Origin of the sequence: Nocardiopsis quinghaiensis (assembly GCF_008638365.1) — a bacterium.
GTDB lineage: Bacteria > Actinomycetota > Actinomycetes > Streptosporangiales > Streptosporangiaceae > Nocardiopsis > Nocardiopsis quinghaiensis.
Genome location: NZ_VWVU01000023.1, coordinates 43901 through 62586, shown reverse-complemented (window position 1 = coordinate 62586; position 18686 = coordinate 43901). Strand labels below are relative to the sequence as shown.

General features: G+C 70.0%; 16 protein-coding genes and 1 pseudogene. 6 read left to right on the top strand and 11 right to left on the bottom strand.

Annotated elements, in window-relative coordinates; all coding sequences use genetic code 11:
- Positions 1–8 precede the first annotated feature (8 nt).
- The 7 genes from FYX01_RS21200 to FYX01_RS21170 are packed head-to-tail and all read right to left on the bottom strand — an operon-like array spanning position 9 to position 8939.
- Positions 9–1748, bottom strand: a complete 1740-nt coding sequence (locus FYX01_RS21200; RefSeq protein WP_190394422.1) for a hydantoinase B/oxoprolinase family protein — start codon at positions 1746–1748, stop codon at positions 9–11.
- On the bottom strand, positions 1745–3829 hold the full coding sequence (locus tag FYX01_RS21195; RefSeq protein ID WP_150244092.1) for a hydantoinase/oxoprolinase family protein: 2085 nt from the start codon (positions 3827–3829) through the stop codon (positions 1745–1747). The genes FYX01_RS21200 and FYX01_RS21195 overlap by 4 nt, the downstream gene beginning before the upstream one ends.
- Complete coding sequence (locus tag FYX01_RS21190) at positions 3826–5121, bottom strand: metal-dependent hydrolase family protein (RefSeq protein WP_150244089.1); 1296 nt, start codon at positions 5119–5121, stop codon at positions 3826–3828. The genes FYX01_RS21195 and FYX01_RS21190 overlap by 4 nt, the downstream gene beginning before the upstream one ends.
- A complete protein-coding gene (locus FYX01_RS21185) occupies positions 5115–6311 on the bottom strand; it encodes an NAD(P)/FAD-dependent oxidoreductase (protein ID WP_150244087.1) in 1197 nt (398 codons plus the stop codon). The genes FYX01_RS21190 and FYX01_RS21185 overlap by 7 nt, the downstream gene beginning before the upstream one ends.
- Positions 6308–7720 (bottom strand): FAD/NAD(P)-dependent oxidoreductase, encoded by a 1413-nt coding sequence (locus FYX01_RS21180; RefSeq protein ID WP_150244085.1) that lies wholly within the window; start codon positions 7718–7720, stop codon positions 6308–6310. The genes FYX01_RS21185 and FYX01_RS21180 overlap by 4 nt, the downstream gene beginning before the upstream one ends.
- On the bottom strand, positions 7717–7995 hold the full coding sequence (locus FYX01_RS21175) for a (2Fe-2S)-binding protein (RefSeq protein WP_150244083.1): 279 nt from the start codon (positions 7993–7995) through the stop codon (positions 7717–7719). Before FYX01_RS21175 ends, FYX01_RS21180 begins: the two co-directional genes overlap by 4 nt.
- Positions 7995–8939 (bottom strand): dihydrodipicolinate synthase family protein, encoded by a 945-nt coding sequence (locus tag FYX01_RS21170; RefSeq protein ID WP_150244081.1) that lies wholly within the window; start codon positions 8937–8939, stop codon positions 7995–7997. Before FYX01_RS21170 ends, FYX01_RS21175 begins: the two co-directional genes overlap by 1 nt.
- 218 nt (positions 8940–9157) lie before the next feature.
- Here FYX01_RS21170 and FYX01_RS21165 point away from each other — a divergent pair, with 218 nt between their 5' ends.
- Both FYX01_RS21165 and FYX01_RS21155 read left to right on the top strand, forming a co-directional pair.
- Complete coding sequence (locus tag FYX01_RS21165) at positions 9158–10243, top strand: LacI family DNA-binding transcriptional regulator (RefSeq protein ID WP_150244079.1); 1086 nt, start codon at positions 9158–9160, stop codon at positions 10241–10243.
- 594 nt (positions 10244–10837) lie between these two features.
- Positions 10838–10957, top strand: a pseudogene (locus FYX01_RS21155) (IS5/IS1182 family transposase); the annotation flags it as partial.
- A gap of 206 nt (positions 10958–11163) precedes the next feature.
- On the opposite strand, the gene FYX01_RS21150 reads toward FYX01_RS21155, so the two are convergent.
- Positions 11164–12042, bottom strand: a complete 879-nt coding sequence (locus FYX01_RS21150) for a LysR family transcriptional regulator (protein WP_150244075.1) — start codon at positions 12040–12042, stop codon at positions 11164–11166.
- Positions 12043–12124: 82 nt separating this feature from the next.
- Here FYX01_RS21150 and FYX01_RS21145 point away from each other — a divergent pair, with 82 nt between their 5' ends.
- The 4 genes from FYX01_RS21145 to FYX01_RS21130 all read left to right on the top strand — a co-directional run bounded on the left by FYX01_RS21145 (position 12125) and on the right by FYX01_RS21130 (position 15438).
- A complete protein-coding gene (locus tag FYX01_RS21145; protein ID WP_190394421.1) occupies positions 12125–12850 on the top strand; it encodes an SDR family oxidoreductase in 726 nt (241 codons plus the stop codon).
- 97 nt (positions 12851–12947) lie between these two features.
- Positions 12948–13181, top strand: a complete 234-nt coding sequence (locus FYX01_RS27100) for a transposase (protein WP_263363774.1) — start codon at positions 12948–12950, stop codon at positions 13179–13181.
- 443 nt (positions 13182–13624) lie between these two features.
- Positions 13625–14272, top strand: a complete 648-nt coding sequence (locus FYX01_RS21135; RefSeq protein ID WP_150244073.1) for a TetR/AcrR family transcriptional regulator — start codon at positions 13625–13627, stop codon at positions 14270–14272.
- Positions 14269–15438 carry an acyltransferase family protein gene (locus FYX01_RS21130; RefSeq protein WP_150244071.1) on the top strand — a complete coding sequence of 390 codons (1170 nt, stop codon included), beginning with the start codon at positions 14269–14271 and terminating at the stop codon, positions 15436–15438. The genes FYX01_RS21135 and FYX01_RS21130 overlap by 4 nt, the downstream gene beginning before the upstream one ends.
- A 303-nt stretch (positions 15439–15741) precedes the next feature.
- Here the strand turns inward: FYX01_RS21130 and FYX01_RS21125 are convergent, their stop codons facing one another.
- From FYX01_RS21125 to FYX01_RS21115, 3 genes are read right to left on the bottom strand one after another with little or no spacing between them, the layout of a single operon-like run.
- Positions 15742–16785 (bottom strand): ABC transporter substrate-binding protein, encoded by a 1044-nt coding sequence (locus tag FYX01_RS21125; RefSeq protein WP_150244069.1) that lies wholly within the window; start codon positions 16783–16785, stop codon positions 15742–15744.
- The gene (locus FYX01_RS21120) at positions 16782–17618 is read right to left on the bottom strand and encodes an ABC transporter ATP-binding protein (protein ID WP_150244067.1); all 837 of its coding nucleotides are present in this window, start codon (positions 17616–17618) and stop codon (positions 16782–16784) included. Before FYX01_RS21120 ends, FYX01_RS21125 begins: the two co-directional genes overlap by 4 nt.
- Positions 17615–18640: a FecCD family ABC transporter permease gene (locus FYX01_RS21115; protein WP_150244151.1), complete on the bottom strand. Its 1026-nt coding sequence runs from the start codon at positions 18638–18640 to the stop codon at positions 17615–17617. The genes FYX01_RS21120 and FYX01_RS21115 overlap by 4 nt, the downstream gene beginning before the upstream one ends.
- Positions 18641–18686 lie beyond the last annotated feature (46 nt).

Genomic DNA, 18686 nt, shown 5'->3' with positions numbered 1-18686 from the left:
CCGGGGGTTCAGTCCCCGGATTCCGACCTGGTGTGTGCCGACCGCTCGGGCGTGGACTGCCACGTTCCGTCCTTGGCGACCAGCAGTCCGTAGTGTTCGCGTGCGGCCTGGGTCGTGACGTAACTGTTGAGCACGTCGGCGGCCACCGCCTCGGGGGCGCGTTCGAAGGGGTGCCCGTATCCGCCGCCTCCGGCGGTGCGGTTGGCGAAGCGCTCGCCGCCCTCCATCCAGGCCCGGTACATGCCGACCCTCTTCTCCTGGTCCGTGCCGGGCCACAGGTCCATGTGGCTGGGCTCGGGCTCATGGCCCCCGTACAGGGCCCAGGGACGGGTCTTGCTCTTCTTCTTCATGGACAGGACCTCGCCGGGGGCCATGTAACGCACCACCCGCTCCACGCCCAGTCCGCCGCGGTGGCGTCCGGGCCCACCGGAGTCGGGGATGAGTTCCACCTTCTCGTGGAAGAGCGCGGCCTTGTGTTCGAGGACCTCGATGGGTGTGTTGCGCACGGTGGTCTGCGAGGGGTGCTGCTGGGCCGTGCCCCCGTCGTGGTCCCTGGTCGCGCCCCAACCGATGCCCTCGTTGTTGCTGACCACGTAGTCGCGACCGGTGCGGGGGTCGTTGCCCAGGGCCATGAATCCGGGTTCGTCGCCACCGCTGGAGGCCGGAAGCGTGTCGATGACCTGGGCCAGGGCCTTGTAGACCAGTTCGAAGGCGACGATGGCGCTCCACTGGGTGAAGGTCGCCGAAGGGTAGAGGGCGTGGAAGAAGTTGCCCGGGTCGGCGACGACCTTCAGGGGGCGGAAGTGGCCCGCGTTGGTCGCCTCGTCCCTGGTGGTCAGGCCCTTGAAGGCGGCCTTGGCGAGACCGAGGGTCGAACCGATGGGCAGGTTCACGGGGCCGGCCACGGTGCCGGACGAACCGTTGAAGTCGACCGTCATCTCGTCGCCGTCGATGGTGACCTCGACGGCGATGCGGATCAGGTCATCGGTGACGTAGTCGTCGTCGACGTAGTCGACCGCGCTCCACGTCCCGTCCGGGAGTGCCGCGACGGCACGGCGGGCGACACGTTCTCCGTGCTCGATGACCTGGTCGATGGCCTGTTCGACGATCTGGCCGCCGAACTTGTCCCACACCTGGCGCAGGCGCTCCTCGCCCGTACGCAGCGCGGCGAGTTGGGCGTGGAAGTCCCCGATGGTGGCATCGGGCAGCCTGGAGTTGAAGCGGATCAGCTCCAGGATGTCCCGGATCACCTCTCCCCCGGAGACGATCTTGGTTCCCGGGAAGATGAGGCCTTCCTGGTGCATGTCTGTGGAGTCGAGGACGTACCCGGCCTCCTTCGCACCCAGGTCCATCCAGTGCGCCCGCACGGCGAGATAGGCGGCGGGCCCCTCTTCTCCGTCCCGGAAGACGGGGGCGCACAGCATGGCGTCGTAGGAGTGGGCGCCGCTCCAGTAGGGGTAGTTCATGAGGTAGACGTCGCCGGGCTCCATGGCCCCGTCTCCCACGTACTCCACCAGCTTGACCAGGGCGTGGTCGTTGGCGCCCAGGAAGTGGGTGATACCGGCGGCCTCGGCCATGAGCTGGTGCTTGGAGTCGTAGAGGGAGATCCCGAAGTCCAGAACGTCGTAGATGACCGGGTTGAAGGCCGACCGAACGAGGGTACGACGCATCTGCTCGGCGACGGAGTGGACGTAGTTGCGGATGACCTCGACTGTCGCACCGTCCAACGGTGCTCTGGTGGCACTCACGAGTGCTCCTCCCGGGTGGTTTCCTCCGTGCCGCCTTGGGCGGCGTTGACCAGCAGGTGGCCGTAGGCGTCGATGGTGAGGACCTGGTCCCCGAACAGGACGGTGGTGGCGGTCCCCTCCTCGACGATGGCCGGGCCCGGGACGCGATGACCGGGCGCCAGGTCCTCCCGCCGGTAGACGGGGAACTCCGCCAGGGCCCCGACCGCCAGGTCGAAGGCCTTGCGCGAACCGACGGCCCCGGCCGGACCGTCGGCCGGCTCCTCACGTGCGAGGGCGGGCTTGGGCAGGCTCCCCACCGCTCGCACGCGCAGGGTCATGACCTCGCAGGGTTCGTCCATGGCGTGCCCGTAGCGGGAGCGGTGGAGCTCGTGGAACCGGTCCAGCACGGTGGTGGCGCCGTCGTGCGGTTCCAGGTCGATGCCGAGGGTGTGCTCCTGGCCCCGGTAGCGCACGTCCACCCTCCGCACCAGTCGGCCCTGCTCCCCGCTGACACCCTGCTCGGCCAGTACCGAACGCGCCTGTTCCTCCAGGTCGGCGAAGAGCGGTTCCAGCCCCGCCAGGCTCTCCCCGTCGAGAGAACGCAGGACCGTGCTGGAGAACTCGTACTCCAGGTCCGACATCAGCATGCCGAAGGCGGAGAAGGCCGCCGGTACGCGCGGCACGATCGTCGTGGCGATGCCCATCTCACGTGCCAGCATGGGACCGAGCATGGGACCGGCCCCGCCGAAGGCGAGCAGGGTGAACTCGCGCGGGTCCAGACCGCGCTCCACCGTGATCTCCCGTAGCGCGCCGACCGAACGGGCCATCATGACCCGGAAGACACTCGCGGCCGCTTCGGCCGTGTCCACTCCCAGGGGCTCGGCGAGCCGGTCGCGGACGGCGTCGGCCGCCGCGACGGGATCGACGTCCATCTTGCCGCCCAGGAACTCGCGGGCGTCGAGGTAACCCAGAGTCAGGGCCGCGTCGGTGACGGTGGGTTCCGTTCCGCCTTGGCCATAGGCGACCGGACCGGGCACGGCCCCCGCACTGTGCGGTCCCACCCGGAGCAGGCCGTCGTCGACCCAGGCGATGGAGCCGCCTCCGGCGCCGATGGTGCGCAGGTCGAAGATGGGGATGAGCAGCGGGAAGCTGTCGATGCTCGCCTCGTGGACCTCACCGGGTTCTCCGTCCACGATCACGCACGAGTCGATGCTCGTGCCGCCCACGTCGAAGGACAGCAGGTGTTCGATACCCAACTCCGAGGCGAGGTAGCCGGCTCCCACCACGCCTCCGGCCGGACCGGACAGAACCGTGGTCAGGGGAGCGGTTCGGGCCAGGTCGGCCGTCATCGCCCCGCCTCCCGAACGCATGATGTGCAGCGGGTCGGACAGTCCCCTCTCCCGAAGACGCGACTCCAGCACACTGATGTAGTCGTTGAGGACGGGGCGGATGTAGGCGTCCATGACGGCGGTACTGGTGCGCTCGTACTCCCGGTACTCACGGGTGATGTCCGTGGACAGCGACACCGACACGTGTGGGAATGCCTCCCTGAGGACGGCGCCCGCCCTCTGCTCGTGCTCGGGGTTGGCATAGGAGTGGAGGAAGCACACGGCGATGGAGCTCAGCCCGTGTTCCTCGACCAGAACCCTTCCCGCCTCGCGCACCGCGTCGTCGTCGAACTCCGCCACCACCTGCCCCTGGGCGTCGACACGGCCCGGGACCCCGAGGCGACGCCGCCTGGGCACGAGGACCGGTGGTGGAGCGTAGGAGAAGTTGTACATGTGCTCGGTCGGGATGGCCGCCCGGGCGACCTCGAACAGGTCGCGGAAACCCTCGTTGGTGATGATGCCGACGTCGGCCCCACGCCTTTGGAGGATGGCGTTCAACCCCAGGGTGGTCCCGTGCACGAAGGCGGACACGGACGCCAGGTCCCCGGCCAGCCCCTCGACGGCCTCCAGCACACCGGCGGCGGGCTCGGCGGGGGTGGTGGAGGCCTTGTTGAGGCTGATCGCCCCCGTGGTCCCGTCGTAGGCGAGTGCGTCGACGAAGGTGCCGCCGATGTCCACCGCCAGACGCAGCGGACGCTTGTTGGTGTCGGTCACTTCCTGCCTCCTGCGGTCGTTCGGGGAAGGTCGTTGCGCACGACCCCTCCCGCCTGGATGACCAGGGGGATGTCGTGGAGCGCGGCGATGTCGGAGGTGGGATCGGCGTCGACCGCGATGAGGTCGGCGGCGTATCCCTGTTCGACCCGGCCGATCCGGTCGTCGAGACCGACCAGGCGTGCGGCGTTGACGGTGGCGGCCTGGAGGGCCTCCGATGGGGAGAGTCCGGCGTCGGTGAGGAACTGCATCTCCCGTACCTGGGTGACCGTGCCGTCCATGGGTTCACCGGGCGGGTAGTCGGTACCGGTCACGATGGTGATGCCCGGGGACTCGGGATCGGCGGGGTCGGTGCGCCGTGCCTTGGCGGCCCGCCGGATGCTCTCCAGATGCTGCGGTCCCACACTCATGGCGAGTTCGATCTGCCACTCGGTGAAGTCGTGGGCCCGCATCCATTCCGGGCTCCGTGTCACCGTGAGGGTGGGGGTGAGGAAGGCGCGGCGTCGGGCCATCTCCGCCACGGTGGCGTCATCGAGGTCATAGCCGTGTTCGAAGCCGCGGACCCCGCATTCGAGGGCCTCCACGATGGCTCCGGACCCTCCGGCGTGGGCCACGACGTAGGTACCGTTCTCCTGGGCCGCGCGCACCGCGGCGCGCATCTCCTCCTTGGAGGTCTGAGAGCTGTTGAAGGTCTCCCCGAAGTGGGCGATTCCGCCCGTGATGAAGATCTTGATGTGGTCGGCGCCGGCGTCCAGTTCGGCGCGGGCGGCCTTGAGGAACTCGTCGTGGCCGTCGGCGAAGACGCTCAGCCCGCCCTTGCCGTGGCCCCCTGTGGTGGAGACCGCCTGGCCGCCGCCCACGATGCGCGGAGCGGGTGCCCAGCCCTTGGCGGCCGCGTCCCTCAGGAGGAGGTCGGCGCGGTTCTGTTCACCGAGGGTCCGCACGGTGGTGACACCGGCGTTGAGGGCGTCCTTGGCCCGCGCCGCGGCGCGCATGACGGTCGTCGCGGGATTCTCCCCGTAGTCGGCCGCGTCGAAGGGGTACAGGACCGACAGGTGGGTGTGCACCGAGATCAGACCGGGCATCAGGTAGCGCCTGCCCAGGCTGACGGTCTCGGCGCCGGCCGGAGGTGCCTCCGCGGTGATCCGCGCGATCCGGCCGTCACGGAGCTCGACGCTGCGGTCACGGGCGACGGAGCCGGTGAGGACGTCGACCACATGGGCCTCTGTCAGCCACAGTGACTGCTCTGTTCCTGCCTGGCCTGAACCGGAGCGAGGACGGTTGTGGTTCAGCACGGTGCTGTTCCCTTCTCGGTGTGTGCGGAGGTCGTGCGGTCGGTGCTCCCACAGGTGGCCGTCAGCCGGTCGGGGGCGAAGGAAGAAACGTCGATCCGGGTGGGCTCTCCCCGGACCATGCGGCTCAACGTCTCCCCCCACAGGGGGGCGAAGGTGAAGGCGTAGGTGCCTCCCGCCACGTAGAGGCCGGCCTGTCCGGGCACCGGCCCGATCACCGGCATCTCGTCGGGAGTGGCGGCGAGCGGACCGGCCCACATCCGCAGCAGGCGCAGCCCGGCCAGGAAGGGGAGGACGCGGGTCGCCTGGGCCATGTTGCCCGCGAGGCTTTCCACGCTCGCGGTGCTGCGTCCCTGGAGGTTCATGCCGAGAGCGGGCCAGCCTCCGCCGACGAGGAGGTTTCCGGCGGTGACCTGCTTGACGGACAGACCCTCGCCGATGTGCTGCACGAGGTGGTGCAGTACGGGCCGTTCCCGGGCCGTGACGTGCATCTGGATGGCGACGGGGGCCATCCGCAAGTCCACGCCCGCGAGGGCGCACACCTCACTGATCCAGGGGCCGGCGGTGTTGATGACCACCGGGGCGTCGTGGTGGCCGTCGGGGGTGTACACCCTCCATCCGGAGCCCCGGCGTTCCAGGCCGGTGACGGGGGTGAAGGCCTTGATCCGCGTTCCCAGGCGGTTGGCGGCGGCCAGGTAGGCGGGCGCGGCCTTGAGCGGGTTGGCGTAGCCGTCGTGGGGACACCACGTCGCGGCCGTGACCGTCGGACCCAGAAGCGGGAGTGCCGCGCGGGCCGTGTCGCCGTCCAGGAGCTCCGTGTTCAGGCCGGCACGCTGTTCCCAGACGTGCTTGGTGTACAGCTCCTCTCGCTGCTCGGGTGTCTCGGCGACCATGAAGCCGCCGTTCCTGCGCACCTCCAGGTCCGCTTCGAGCCTGTGCTCCGCCTCGGCCCACAGGGTGTCCGCGGCCTTCTGCGCGGGGAGCAGGCCCTCGCTGTCCAGGGGGACCTCCTGACCGGGACGGCGCGTGTGCACCGCCTGGATGTGGAGGTTGCCGGCGGTGGTGCCCGATCCCTCACGGTTGGGGGCGCCCCGTTCCAGCACGAGCACGGACATCCCCGTCCGCGCGAGTTCGAATGCGGTGGCGGCGCCGAGAACGCCGGCACCGATGACCACCGCGTCGAAGGTGTTCACGAGTCCTCCCTGGAGGAATCGGAGAACCCTAGGACCGCGGTGACGGGAAGCGGACGCAGCGGCACTCGGGCCGGAACCGTCCCGGTCCCCGCACCGCCCGTGCGCAGTGCCTCCAGGGCCGGCCCGCACTCGCGCGCCTGGCACAGTCCCATCCCCGCCCGGGTGTCGCCCTTGATCGCGGGCACGTCGGACCCGCCGGGGGCGGAGGCCGCTTCGCGCAGGGTGTCGGCGGTGACGCACTCGCACCGGCACACGAGTGTGTGCCCGGGGAGTTCGCGTGTGAGGGCGGTGACCAGGTCCGCCGGTGACGGGTACAGGGCGGAGGTCAGCCGGGTGAAGCGCGTCAGCGACGCCATCCGCACGGCCGCCGCCCTGCGGGTCCTGTGGTCGGGCACGCGGCCGCACCCAGCGAGGATGTCCAGCGCGGCGGCCCGGCCTCGGGCCACGGCGGTGGGCGCCCCCGCGACCCCCGCCGCCTCGCCGACGACGTACACGTGGGGAACGGAACTGCGTCCCACCGGGGTGAGTCGGGGAACCGTGTCCCCCGTCACCGGGTCCCGCTCCATGGAGCACCCGAAGAGCTGTGGCAGATCGGACTGGGGCCGGAACCCGTAGCCGACGCAGAGGACGTCGACCTCGTGCCGGGCGACCACGCGGCCGGGGTCGGAGAACCTGACGAGGGTCGCCGACTCCACGTGGTCCCCGCCGTGCGCCTCCGCGACGACGGTGTCCTGGTGCACCCGCACTCCGTGTCGTGTCAGCCGCGCGAAGTAGGAGGCCAGTTCGACCAGGCGGGAGGGGAAGCGCAGGGCGCCCAGGGCGGCGACGCCGGGCGCGTAGGGTCTGCCCGCCTCCGCGACGGCGACGACGCGCACCCCCCTCTCCAGGAGGGCGCAGGCCACCGGCAGGAGGAAGGGGCCCGAGCCCGCGACGACGGTGCGCCTTCCCAGCCGGACTCCCTCGGCGGACATGTGCTGGGCCAGGCCCGGGGTGACGACACCGGGAAGCTGCCATCCGGGGAAGGGAACGGATCTTTCGTAGGCCCCGGTCGCCGCAACGATCCAGTCCGCCCGCACCTGCACGGGAGTGCCGTCGGGGTCGACCGCCAGAAGGGTCCGGCGGTCGTCGTCCACTCCCCAGACCGTGTGCCCGGTGAGCAGGCGCACCCCCGACTCGCGCACCCGGGAGATGAGGTTCGCCCCTTCGGGCCGGTGGTCGCCCGCCGTGCGCAGGACCTCGGGGCCGGGGCGGCGGTAGTACTGCCCTCCCGGTTCGGGCTGCTCGTCCAGCAACAGGACGTCCAGCCCCCCGCGGGCGAGTTCGAGCGCCGCCGCGAGCCCGGCGGGGCCCGCTCCGACCACGGCGGCTTGGGCCGTGTGGACGGTCGGCGGTCCGGTCTTCGTAGTCATGTCCCCTCCTCCTCAGCGGTCCCGGTGCCGATGCGCATGCCCTCGCACACCCGTTCCAGGCAGGCTCTGACGTGGGTGCGCTCGTTCACGGTCACCTCGCACTCCAGGCACACGCCCATACCGCAGTAGGGACCGCGTCCCTGGCCGGAAACCCGGTTGACGCGAAAGTTCCAGTGCCCCTGCTCCAGAAGCGCGGCGGCCACGCTGGTCCCGGAGCGGACGAGGACCCTGCGCCCGTCCAGCGTCACCGGCACCCGCGGTGCCGCGTCGGCCATCACCGGACACCGCCGGGAGAGAGGAGTCCCGCCCCGACGAGTGCCTCGCGTACGCGCTCCAGGTCTTCGGCGGAGGTCACCGGCAGGAGCGGTGGCCGCACGGTGCCGCCGGGCTGGCCGAGCATGGCCATGGCTGCCTTGAGCTGGGAGATCGGGGAGGCGATCCGCCCGTTGTATTCGGGCGTGATCAGCGCGGAGGACAAGGTGGCGTAGCGGTCGGTCCACTCGGCCGCCCTGGCCATGTCCCCGTCGAACACCGCTTCGTAGGCGGGCACGGCGTAGGGCGCGCCGAGACCACCACCGTCGATGTTGCCGTCGCCCCCCAACCCACCGAGGATCGCGAGTCCCCTCCGGTGGAGGAAGCTGCCGAAGACACGCACCCGGTCACCGACGGACTCGACCGTGGCGAGCATGCGCGTCCAGTCCCCGGTGCTGTCCTTGAAGGCGACGACGTTCTCCAGGTCGCAGAGGCGGTGCACCAGGCCCTGGTCGGCGGCCATGTCGACGGCCACTCCGCGGGGCCAGTTGTAGACCATGAACGGCAGGTCGGTGGCTCTGGAGACCTCCGTGTAGAAGGCGAGGAGTTCGTCGGCGGTGGGGTGGACGTAGGGCGGTGGGGTGGCGAGTACGCCGTCCGCTCCGATCCCAGCGGCATGCCGGGCCAGCGACGCGGCCTCTCCCGGCGTGTAGGCGCTGACTCCCACGACGACGGGAAAACGTCCGGCGACCGCCGCGACCGCGGTAGCGGCGACGCGTTCGCGCTCTTGCCGGCTCTGGCTGAACCACTCCCCGGTGCTCCCGTTGACCAGGACCCCGTGGACTCCTTGGTCTGCGTAGTTCCCGAGCAGACTCGTCCAGGCTTCCTCGTCGAAGGCGCCGTCGGTGCCGAAGGGCGTGGGCGCCGCGGGCCAGTACCCCCGCCAGTTCACATCGGTGCGGTCCATACATGCCTCTTCCGGCCTGGGGATGCCTAAGCGCCCCAGGTCATCCGTGTGGGATCGGTTGCATTATGGTTCACACCACGCTCAGGAAAAGTCAAGAGCAAAACAAGAAGTTCACCTGCAGTAACACCAGAGACTCATGATCGTGACCTTGTTCCCGAGGGGCCTTGAGCTACGATGTCCGCAACCGATCCCACCAACGTGCACGGCGAGAGGAGAAGATGGCGGTCACACTCAAGGACGTAGCCACGGCCGCGGGGGTGTCGCGAAGTACCGCGTCCCGGGCCCTGAGCGGGTCGGGGCTGATCTCCGAGGAGACACGCTCCGCGGTGGAGAGCGCGGCACGTAGGCTGGGCTACCGACCCAATCGAGCCGCCAGTGCGCTGCGCTCCCGTCAGTCGCGCCTGATCGGCCTGGTGATGAACAACCTCATCAACGCCTCGTTCCACACGATCGCCGACGTGGTGCAGCGCAGGGCCTCAGCCGAGGGCTACCAGGTCCTCCTGTGCATCACCGACGCCGACCCGGACAAGGAACGTTCGGTGCTGCGCATGCTCTCCGAACACAATGTGGACGGTGTCGTGATCATCGGCACGGGCCAGAACTCCGACCTGCGCGACGATTTGATGGACGCGGGGACGGGCGTGGTCAACGTGATCCGTGGCGCGGAGGGAGGAAGAGCGCCCTCCGTTCTGGCCTCCGATCGAGAGGGCGCCCACGCGGCCACGCGCCACCTCCTGGAACTGGGGCACACCGCCATCGGCTACGTGGGCGGCCTGGCCTCGGCCAACTCCGGCCGTGAACGCTTCGCCGGCTACGAGCAGGCACTGCGCGATCACGGCCTCGGCGTGGATCCGGAGATGGTCGAACGCGGTCCCTTCTCACCGGCCTTCGGCGCCGAGGGGACACGTGCGCTCCTGGACCGCAGACCGGACATGACCGCCCTGTTCGCCGCCAACCACGAGGCCGTCTTCGGGGTCCTGCCGACCCTCGTCAGCCGGGGTGTGCGCCTTCCGGAGGACCTTTCGCTGGTCTGTCACGAGGACATCAGCTGGTTGCGCAGTTGGCAGCCCTCCGTGACGGTGGTCGACAACGGTGCGGGCGAGCTCGGGCGCCTGTGCTTCGACCTCCTCCTCCGGCAGATGCGCGAGTCCTCCGAACTGGGGCAGGCGCCGGGCCGGGTCTACCGTGTCGGAGCCGGTCTGGTCGAGCGCAACTCCTGTGCTCCGCCCCGCACCTCCCCTCTCCTCCTACCGAGGACGATCCCACCTCGGCCCGAGCCGACCACTGTTTCCCCGCAGGGATAGACCCGAGGAGCAGGTGGCCTGGGGACCAGGTGGTCCCGGGTCGAACCTGTCCTCGGCTGTGTTCGGCCGCCGTCCGAAACTCTTCCAGACTGAACGGTCCCGCGCCTGGGGCAGCCGGACCCGTCACCTGCGGGGCTTGAGTCTCCATCACCCCGGGGAGATCCACCCCTCCCGGACCGACCTGGCAGACCATCTGACAAAGCTGTGCACACGCCGTACTCACATGCTGGGTTCAGCGGTTATCAAGGCGGCCACCCGAGCGGAGGTCCCCGACCCACTCACCAAAGCGCTGGAATACACCACAGCCGCCCCCGTCACCCCCAGCGCGGTCCTCGAGCAACTCACCAACGCTCTCCCAGCGAGCCGCGCAGGGCCCCGAGTCCTACGCCCAACCTCGCAGCATCCCTGAACAACCAAGCCATCCGCCCGGCCAATCCGGGGAGAGGGAGGGCCGAAGAAGCCCTGGCCCCACAGTGGCTGCGCACCTCCCTGCGCGACCGCGCCGCCGCGGTCGCCACCTGCTACGGAGCCTCCTCCTGAGAGTTGTCGCCTTCTAAGAGCCCATCTCATCTGGATTCTCGGTGACCTGGCCGCGTGTCGATGGTTGGACGCCTGGTGCCGGATGGGCTGTGGGAACTGTTCCAGCGGGTGGCGCCCGAGGTATCCACGCGTCCCCAGGGCGGCGGTCGACGCAGACACGGGGATCATGAGGTGCCGTCGGACGCCGCCCGGGGCCGATGTGTGCTCCGCGGCGCAAGGTCCAGTACAGGTGGGGCGGGCGCCTCGCGGAGCATTTCGTCGTTCCGTGACCCGGAGCCTCGGTCGGCCGGGGCGTCCTCCGGGAAATCCGGTGAAGCGGTGAGACCACGGTGCGAGACCCGGATCAAGGCGAGCAGCACGGTAGCGATAGCACGGAGCGGTCAACCTGTGGGTACAGGCAGTGTGGTGCCGTAGAGCGCGGATGCTGTGCGAACGAGCGCTGCGACCGCTTGGGAGCGGCTGCTCGTCGGCCAGGCGATCACCGTGGTGACATCCGGTGCATCGACGACGGGTACCGCGACGTGCTCGGGCCACTGCCAGGCGCGGCTGGAGGCGGGAATGACAAGCAGCGTCTTGCCGAGCGCCACGAGCTGGGCGAGCTGTGACTGGGTGCCCACCTTCGGTCCGGGCCCGTCCGGATACGACCCGTCGAGCCGCGGCCACCTGGCGATCGGCAGGTCCGGAACGTTCTGAGCCTCCGCCAGCGTGATCCGATCGCGTGAGGCGAGCGGGTGGCTTGCCGGAAGGAGCGCGACCTGGCCTTCGACGTAGAGGGCTTCGGTATCAAACCCGGCGAGGTCGTCGAACGGGTGATGCATGAGTGCCGCATCAGCGTGCCCGCTGCGGAGCAGCCCTGCCTGCTCGCCGACCTCACACAGGATGACGTCGATCGGTGCGGCATCGGGTGCGGTCGCGACCGCGTCGAGGAGCCGTCGCAGTGTTTCGTGGGAAGCTCCGGCCTTCGTCGCGAGCGCCAGCGGTCGTTGAGGGTTCCCGGCGCGTCGCGTCCGGCGAACAGCGGCCTCGACCGTATCGAGGGCCGCTCTGGCCTCCCGGAGCAGCACCGTGCCGGCATAGGTGAGCGCCACGCCGCGTCGGTTCCGATCGAGGAGCCTGACGTCGAGCCGGTGCTCCAACTGGCGGATCGCGCGCGAGAGCGGAGGCTGTGCGATCCCGAGCCGCTCGGCGGCGCGCCCGAAGTGGAGCTCCTCTGAGACGGCGACGAAGTACCGGAGCTCGCGGGTCTCGATATGGTCCACGCTGACAGCCTAACGGCTTATACCGGATAGGTATCACAGCGGACCGGATCGGTGTTGGCCCCTGAGAGCGCAGCCTACGAGTATGAACAACATGAACGATACGAAGGTAGCGCTGGTCACCGGCGCGAACAAGGGAATCGGTTTCGCCATCGCCCAGGGCCTCGGAGCAGTCGGCTTCAGGGTCGCGGTGGGGGCACGTGACGATGCGCGGCGTGAAGAAGCCGTGAAGTACCTGCAGGCCGCAGGCGTCGACTCGTTCGGGGTCGCCCTCGACGTCACCTCCGACGACAGCGTCGCCGCAGCGGCGGCGACCATCGAAAGGACGGCGGGACACCTGGACGTGCTCGTCAACAACGCGGGGATCGCCGGCCGGACCGACGGCGGCAAACAGGATCCGACGACACTCGACCTCGACGTCGTGCGCACCGTCCTCGAGACCAACGTGTTCGGAGTCGTCCGGGTCACCAACGCGATGCTTCCGCTGCTCCGCCGCTCGGACGCACCGCGAATCGTCAATATGTCGAGCAACATGGGCTCGTTGACAATGCAGGCAGGACCGCCACTGGCCGCGTACGCACCGTCGAAGACCATGCTCAACGGCATCACAGCCCAGTACGCCCGCCGGTTCTCCGACACGAACATCATCGTCAACGCCGCCTGCCCCGGCTATGTGGCCACGGACTTCACCGGATTCAACGCCCCGCGGACGCCCGAGCAAGGAGCCGCGATCGCGATCCGGCTCGCCACCCTGCCGGATGATGGACCGCGCGGCGGGTTCTTCGACGACGAGGGTGTCGTCCCCTGGTGACAACGCGCGGAAGGGGCACCGCGGCCTGAGAATCCGGAAACACGGCTCCACCGAACTCAGTACACGCCACTCCATCACACCCGGAACGAGACATCCGGTGGTGCTGGTCTGGGACAACCGCTCCTCGCACACCTGCAAACCGGTGGCCGTCCAAGTCGCGGTTCGGGACTGGCTGAGCGTGGTGTGCCCGCCCCGGTACGCGCCCGAGCTGAACCTGGTGGAGCCGTTGCGGTCCCATCTCAAACGCGTGCTCAGAAGCCGCCTGTTCCGGAACCTGGAAGAGCTGAAACAGGCACTCGAAGCGGTCAAGGCCCGAGCAGCTGCGCACTGATGTCGTCGCTTTGGATCCCCGCGACGAGGTCCCTGGCGTCCTGGCGGGCCTGGACCAACTTTGAGCGCAGCTCGCGTGCTGCCTCGGCGAAGGCCTCCCAGGGCGGTGGCAGCCGTGTCGAAGCCGGTTTCCACTCCGTCGCCCGCCGTGGCGACGGGACTGACCGCCGAATACGGGGTCTCGGCCTCGGGCGCGCTGTAGACCTCTCGGAGCCCTGTCCATGAGCTCTTGACGCTCTGTCCCGCTTGAGGTGACGAAAGACCGGCACCCAGGCGGGGCAGAAGCCCTCTTCCGGGGGTACCGGAGCCGGGCACCGCTGCGTCCCGACCGCGGCCGGTGCGCCGCCCCCAGACCGTGACCGCATGCGGCATAACTCCTTCCCCGCACGGAACTCCCGCACCGTTCGCACTATGCCGTCAGGCCGAATGTGCTATTTTCCGTCCATGGAGTCAGAAAACAGGCCGGTCGGTCAGAAACGAGCGTCCTTCATCGAGGAGGCGCGCCGCGCACAGATCATCGGGAGCGCCGTCGAGACCTTCTCGGAGCTGGGCTACGCCAACACCTCGCTGGCGCGCGTCGCCGAACGCGCCGGCATCAGCAAGAGCGTGATCTCCTACCACTTCGCCGGCAAGGCCGAGCTGATGGAGCAGATCGTCGAGCAGGTCTACCTCGACATCGCCCAGTTCGTCCTGCCACGGACCGAGAAGGAGACCACGGCGGCCGGCGCGCTGCGAGCGAACATCCGCTCGGTCGCCGAGTACATGCGGGACCACCGCGCCCAGCTGCTCGCTCTCGGGGAGATCTTCAACAACCTCCGCACCCCCGAGGGCGAGCGGCGCTACGGCGTCGCCTTCAACGAACAGGTCTACGAAGGGCGGGAGGCGATATTCCGCCGCGGCCAGCGGACCGGCGAGTTCCGCGCGTTCGACCCCCGCGTCATGAGCGTCACCGTGCAGTCCGCGATCGACGGCATGTTCGGCTACTGGGTGACCTACCCGGAGCACGACCTGGAAGCGCACGCCGAGGAACTGGCCGACCTGTTCGAGCACGCCACCCGTGCCGAACGCCCTGAGGGGAATGCGAGCCGATGACTCGACCCACCGACCGGCCGGCCGCTTCGCCCACCACCCGTCCGCGGCTCCTCTACGTCGACAACCTGCGCACCGCCCTGACAGTGCTCGTGGTGCTCCACCACGCCGCCATCGCCTACAGCAGCATCCCGCGCTGGTACTACATGGAGACGGTGACCGACCCGTCGGGAGTGTTCCTGGACCTCCTGCTCTTACTCAACCAGACGTTCTTCATGGGCGTCTTCTTCCTCATCTCGGGGCTCTTCGTGCCCGGCTCCCACGACCGCAAGGGAACCAGGAGCTTCCTCGGGGAACGGCTACTGCGCCTGGGAGTTCCGCTGCTGGCCTGGCTGCTGCTGCTCCGTCCCCTGGTGACCGTCGGCGCCTACACCGAGGCGAGGGACGTCGCCGCCCGGCAGGGGGCCGAGCTGCCCTACTGGCAGTACTACCTGCACTCGTTCACGCCGGGGCCGATGTGGTTCGTCGAAGTGCTGCTCGTGTTCAGTGCGCTCTACGTCCTCTGGCGGCACCTGGCCGGCAAGGAGCGGCGCGCGTCCGGGGCGGCCCCGGTCGCGGGCCGGGCGCCCGGCGCAGTCGCGATCGTCGGGTTCACCATCGGGCTGGCCCTCGTGACCTACCTGTGGCGCATCGTGATACCGATGGGCGTCCCCCTTCCGGTTCTGGGCCTGCCCACGCCCGCCTACCTACCGCAGTACGCGGCGCTGTTCGCCGCCGGGCTGATCGCGGCCCGGCGCGGCTGGCTGGATGGCCTCTCCAGGGCGACCGGCCGGACCGGGTTCGCCGCCGCGGCCGTCGCCGCGGTCGGGATCATCCTCCTCGCCATCGGCTCTTCCGGGGGAACGGCGTTCCTGGGCCACGGCACCTGGCAGTCCCTGGTGATGGCGGCCTGCGATTCGACGCTCGCCGTCGGCATCGCCCTGGGCCTGCTGATGCTGTTCCGGGAGCGCCTCGGTCACCAGGGACGCCGCCGCCGGTTCCTGTCGACGCACGCCTACACCGTCTACTTGATCCACCCGGTCGTGCTGGTCGCGCTGGGCTACGCGCTCAGCGGCGTGCAGGCCCCCGCCGTGGCGAAGTTCGCGCTCCTGGCCGTCCTCGCGGTACCGCTCTGCTGGGCGATGGCGTTCGCGGTGCGCGCCCTCCCGGGCGCCCGGAAGGTGCTCTAGCCGCCGATGGGACCAGACCGACGTCGATGGGCAACGAACGCGGTGGGCCGGGAAGGACCTGGCCGACCGGGCCAACCAACGAGACGAGGAGGATCAACGGTGGCTGGGTGGCACAAGCGGTCCTACAGCGGTGGCGACGACGAGTGCGTTGGTGCGGGGGTGTTCCACGGCTCTCAAGGCCTGGTCCGGGGCGCCCGGCGGGGAGCCGGAACAAGCGTTCCGCTCCCCGCCGCGGGGCCCGAGGAAGAACGCGACGGGCCCTGGGAACCGCTCCGGAGACAGGCGGACAGGTGGAACGCCAAGCTAGAACGCGTCCGGGTAGAGCTCCTGGGCGATCGTCTCCACAGCGTCGATGTTCCCCAGGGCGCCGGGGTACAGGTCACTTCCGGGAATGGCGATGAGGAGTTCGTTCTCCACCGCCGGGACTTCGGGGAAGGTGCTGCGGAGGTACTCGCGTGTCTGCTCTTCGTGCTCCGGTCCGCTCACGCCGAACACGATGGCCTCGGGGGCGCGGCTGATGATCTCCTCGGGGTTGATCTGCGCGGCGAAGAAGTCGGCGAACTCGGGCCCGTCGGGGTCGAAGACGTTGTCGCCGCCGGCGGTCCTGATGATGTCCGCCTCGATGCCGGCGCCGATGGCCGACAGCGAGTTGCCCTCGACGTAGACCTGCGCGACGGCGGGTGGCGGAGAGTCGCTGATCGCGGCCTCCACAGCGGCCAGCCGTTCCTCGGTGTCCTGTATGAGCTCTTCGGCCGCGTCGGGGACACGCAGGATGGCACCGAGGTCGTCGATGTCCGTCAGCACGTCGGTGACCTCCGCGGTGTTGCGGCGGTCGGCGCAACCGCCGGTCGCGACGTAGGCCTGGGCGCCGTTCTCGTCCAGCTGCTCGATGCTGGCGAAGCCCTGTTCGGCTGTGAACTCGTACTCCGTGGGGGAGGCCACCAGGTCGGGGGCGACGGTGAGCAGGTCCTCGCGGGTGGGCGGAGCGTCCGCGCTGAGCACCGGGATGTCGGCGGCCTGCTCGGCGATGTCGTCCGGCAGCGCCGAGACCTCGGTCTGGGCCTGGCCGACGACGGAGCCCCCCGCACCGAGGCGGATGAGCAGTTCGGTCTGCGAGGGCATCAGCCCGACGACCCTGCTGGGAGCGGTGTCGAAGGACAGGTCCCGTCCACAGTTGGTGACCGTCACGGTTCCCTCGGAGGTCTCGGAGGCCTCCGGGGCGCTGGTGACGCCGGTACCGCAGGCGGTCAGCACCAGCGGTGCCACGGCGAGTGCGGCCCAGGCGGTCGAGCGGTCGCGGGTACGGGAACGGCGCCGGGACGTGGCCCGGGTGGCGTTGCGTGTCATGGGGTGGTGACTTCTTCCTCGGTCGGGATGGGTGGGTTCGTGGGGCCGTGGCCGCTCGGCTTCGGCGGGCTGCAGGCGTCGAAGAGGAGGTGTCTCCGTCCGGAACGCGGATGGGCGACGGCCGTCGACTCGACGCCGAAGACCGAGCGGACCAGGTCGGTGCGAAGTACCTCGTCCGGGGCGCCGAGGGAGAGCAGCCGCCCCTCGGCCAGGACGCCGATGGCGTCGCAGGAGCGCGCGGCCAGGTTCAGGTCGTGCAGGGCGACCATCACGGTGCGGTCGGTGGCCCTGACCAGATCGAGGAGTTCGAGCTGGTGGGCGATGTCGAGGTGGTTCGTGGGCTCGTCGAGGACGAGCACGGGTGTGTCCTGGGTGAGCGCGCGGGCGAAGAGCACGCGTTGGCGCTCGCCACCCGAGAGGGCCGAGAACGGGCGGTTCTCCAGGTGCGCGGCGCCGACGCGGGTGAGGGCCCGCTGGGCGAGGGAGATGTCGTGGTCGGAATCGCGCCCGTACCCGCGTCCGTGCGGGATGCGCCCGAGCAGGACCAGGTCGAGGACGGGGATTTCGAACTCCTCGCTGTGCTCCTGTGCCATCACCGCCACGCGCCGGGCCATCTCCCTGCGGCTCAGCGAGGTGATGTCGGTGCCGTCGAAGCGCACACGGCCGGCTGATGGGGCCGCGAGCCCCGACACGGCGCGCAGCAGTGTGGACTTGCCGCTCCCGTTGGGCCCGAGCAGCCCGAGCACGGTGCCCGAGGGCACCGGGACGCTCACGTCGGTGATGACGGTCCGCCCCCCGCGGTGGGCTTGGAGGTTCTCGATGTCGACTCTCATCGGCCCACCCCCACGCTGTCGGCGCGGTCGCGTCGGAGCAGCCACAGGAAGAACGGTGCTCCGACCATCGCTGTGAGCACGCCCAGTGGGATCTCCGAGGGATCGGCCAGGGTCCGGGCCAGGAAGTCGCAGGTGGTGAGGAACACCGCTCCGCCGAGCAGGGCGACCGGGAGCATCCTGCGGTGGTCGGAACCGACGGTGATGCGCGCGATGTGGGGGATGATCAGCCCGACGAAGCCGATGCCTCCGGAGACCGCGACGACCGATCCGGTCAGCAGTGCCGCGGCGACGAGGGCGCCGCTGCGCAGCCGGTTGACGTTGACGCCCAGGGAGGCGGCCGCGTCGTCCCCGACGAGGAGCGCGTTGAGTGCCCGCGCGTGGAACGCGGCGTAGAGCCCCACGATGAGCAGCGCCGCCGAGGGCAGGGCGAGGTGGCCCATCGTGGCGGCGGAGACCGACCCCAGGAGGAAGAACATGATGCTGAAGACGTTCTGCGCGTGGGTGGTGATGGTCAGGTAGCTGGTCACGGCGCTGAACAGGGCGCCCAGTGCGACGCCCGCGAGGATGAGGCGCTGGGGTGCGATGCGCCCGTTCTTGTGGGCCAGGGTGTAGACGGCCGCGGTGGCCGTGAGTGCGCCGAGGAAGGCCGCGCCCCCCACGCCGAGGGAGCTGGTCCCGACGCCCAGGACGATGAACGAGACCGCGCCGACTCCTGCGCCGGCGGAGACCCCGAGGATGTAGGGCTCGGCCAGGGAGTTGTGGACCACGGCCTGCATCAGCGCGCCGGCCAGGGCGAGCGCGGCACCGGCGGTCGCTGCCAGGATCACGCGGGGCAGCCGGAACTGCCAGACGGCGTTGTCCTGCACCGTCGTCAGTGACCCGTCCGACATCCACGGCATCCCTGGCACGAGATGGCCGGCGATGACGCGCAGGGCCTCCGCCGGGGACACGTCGATCGTGCCGACGCTGGTGGACAGCACCACCACCGCCAGCAGCGTGAGGGCCAGGACCGGAACGAGGATCCGAGCGGCGAGCACGCCGCGCCGCCGGGTACCGCCCGCGGGAGCG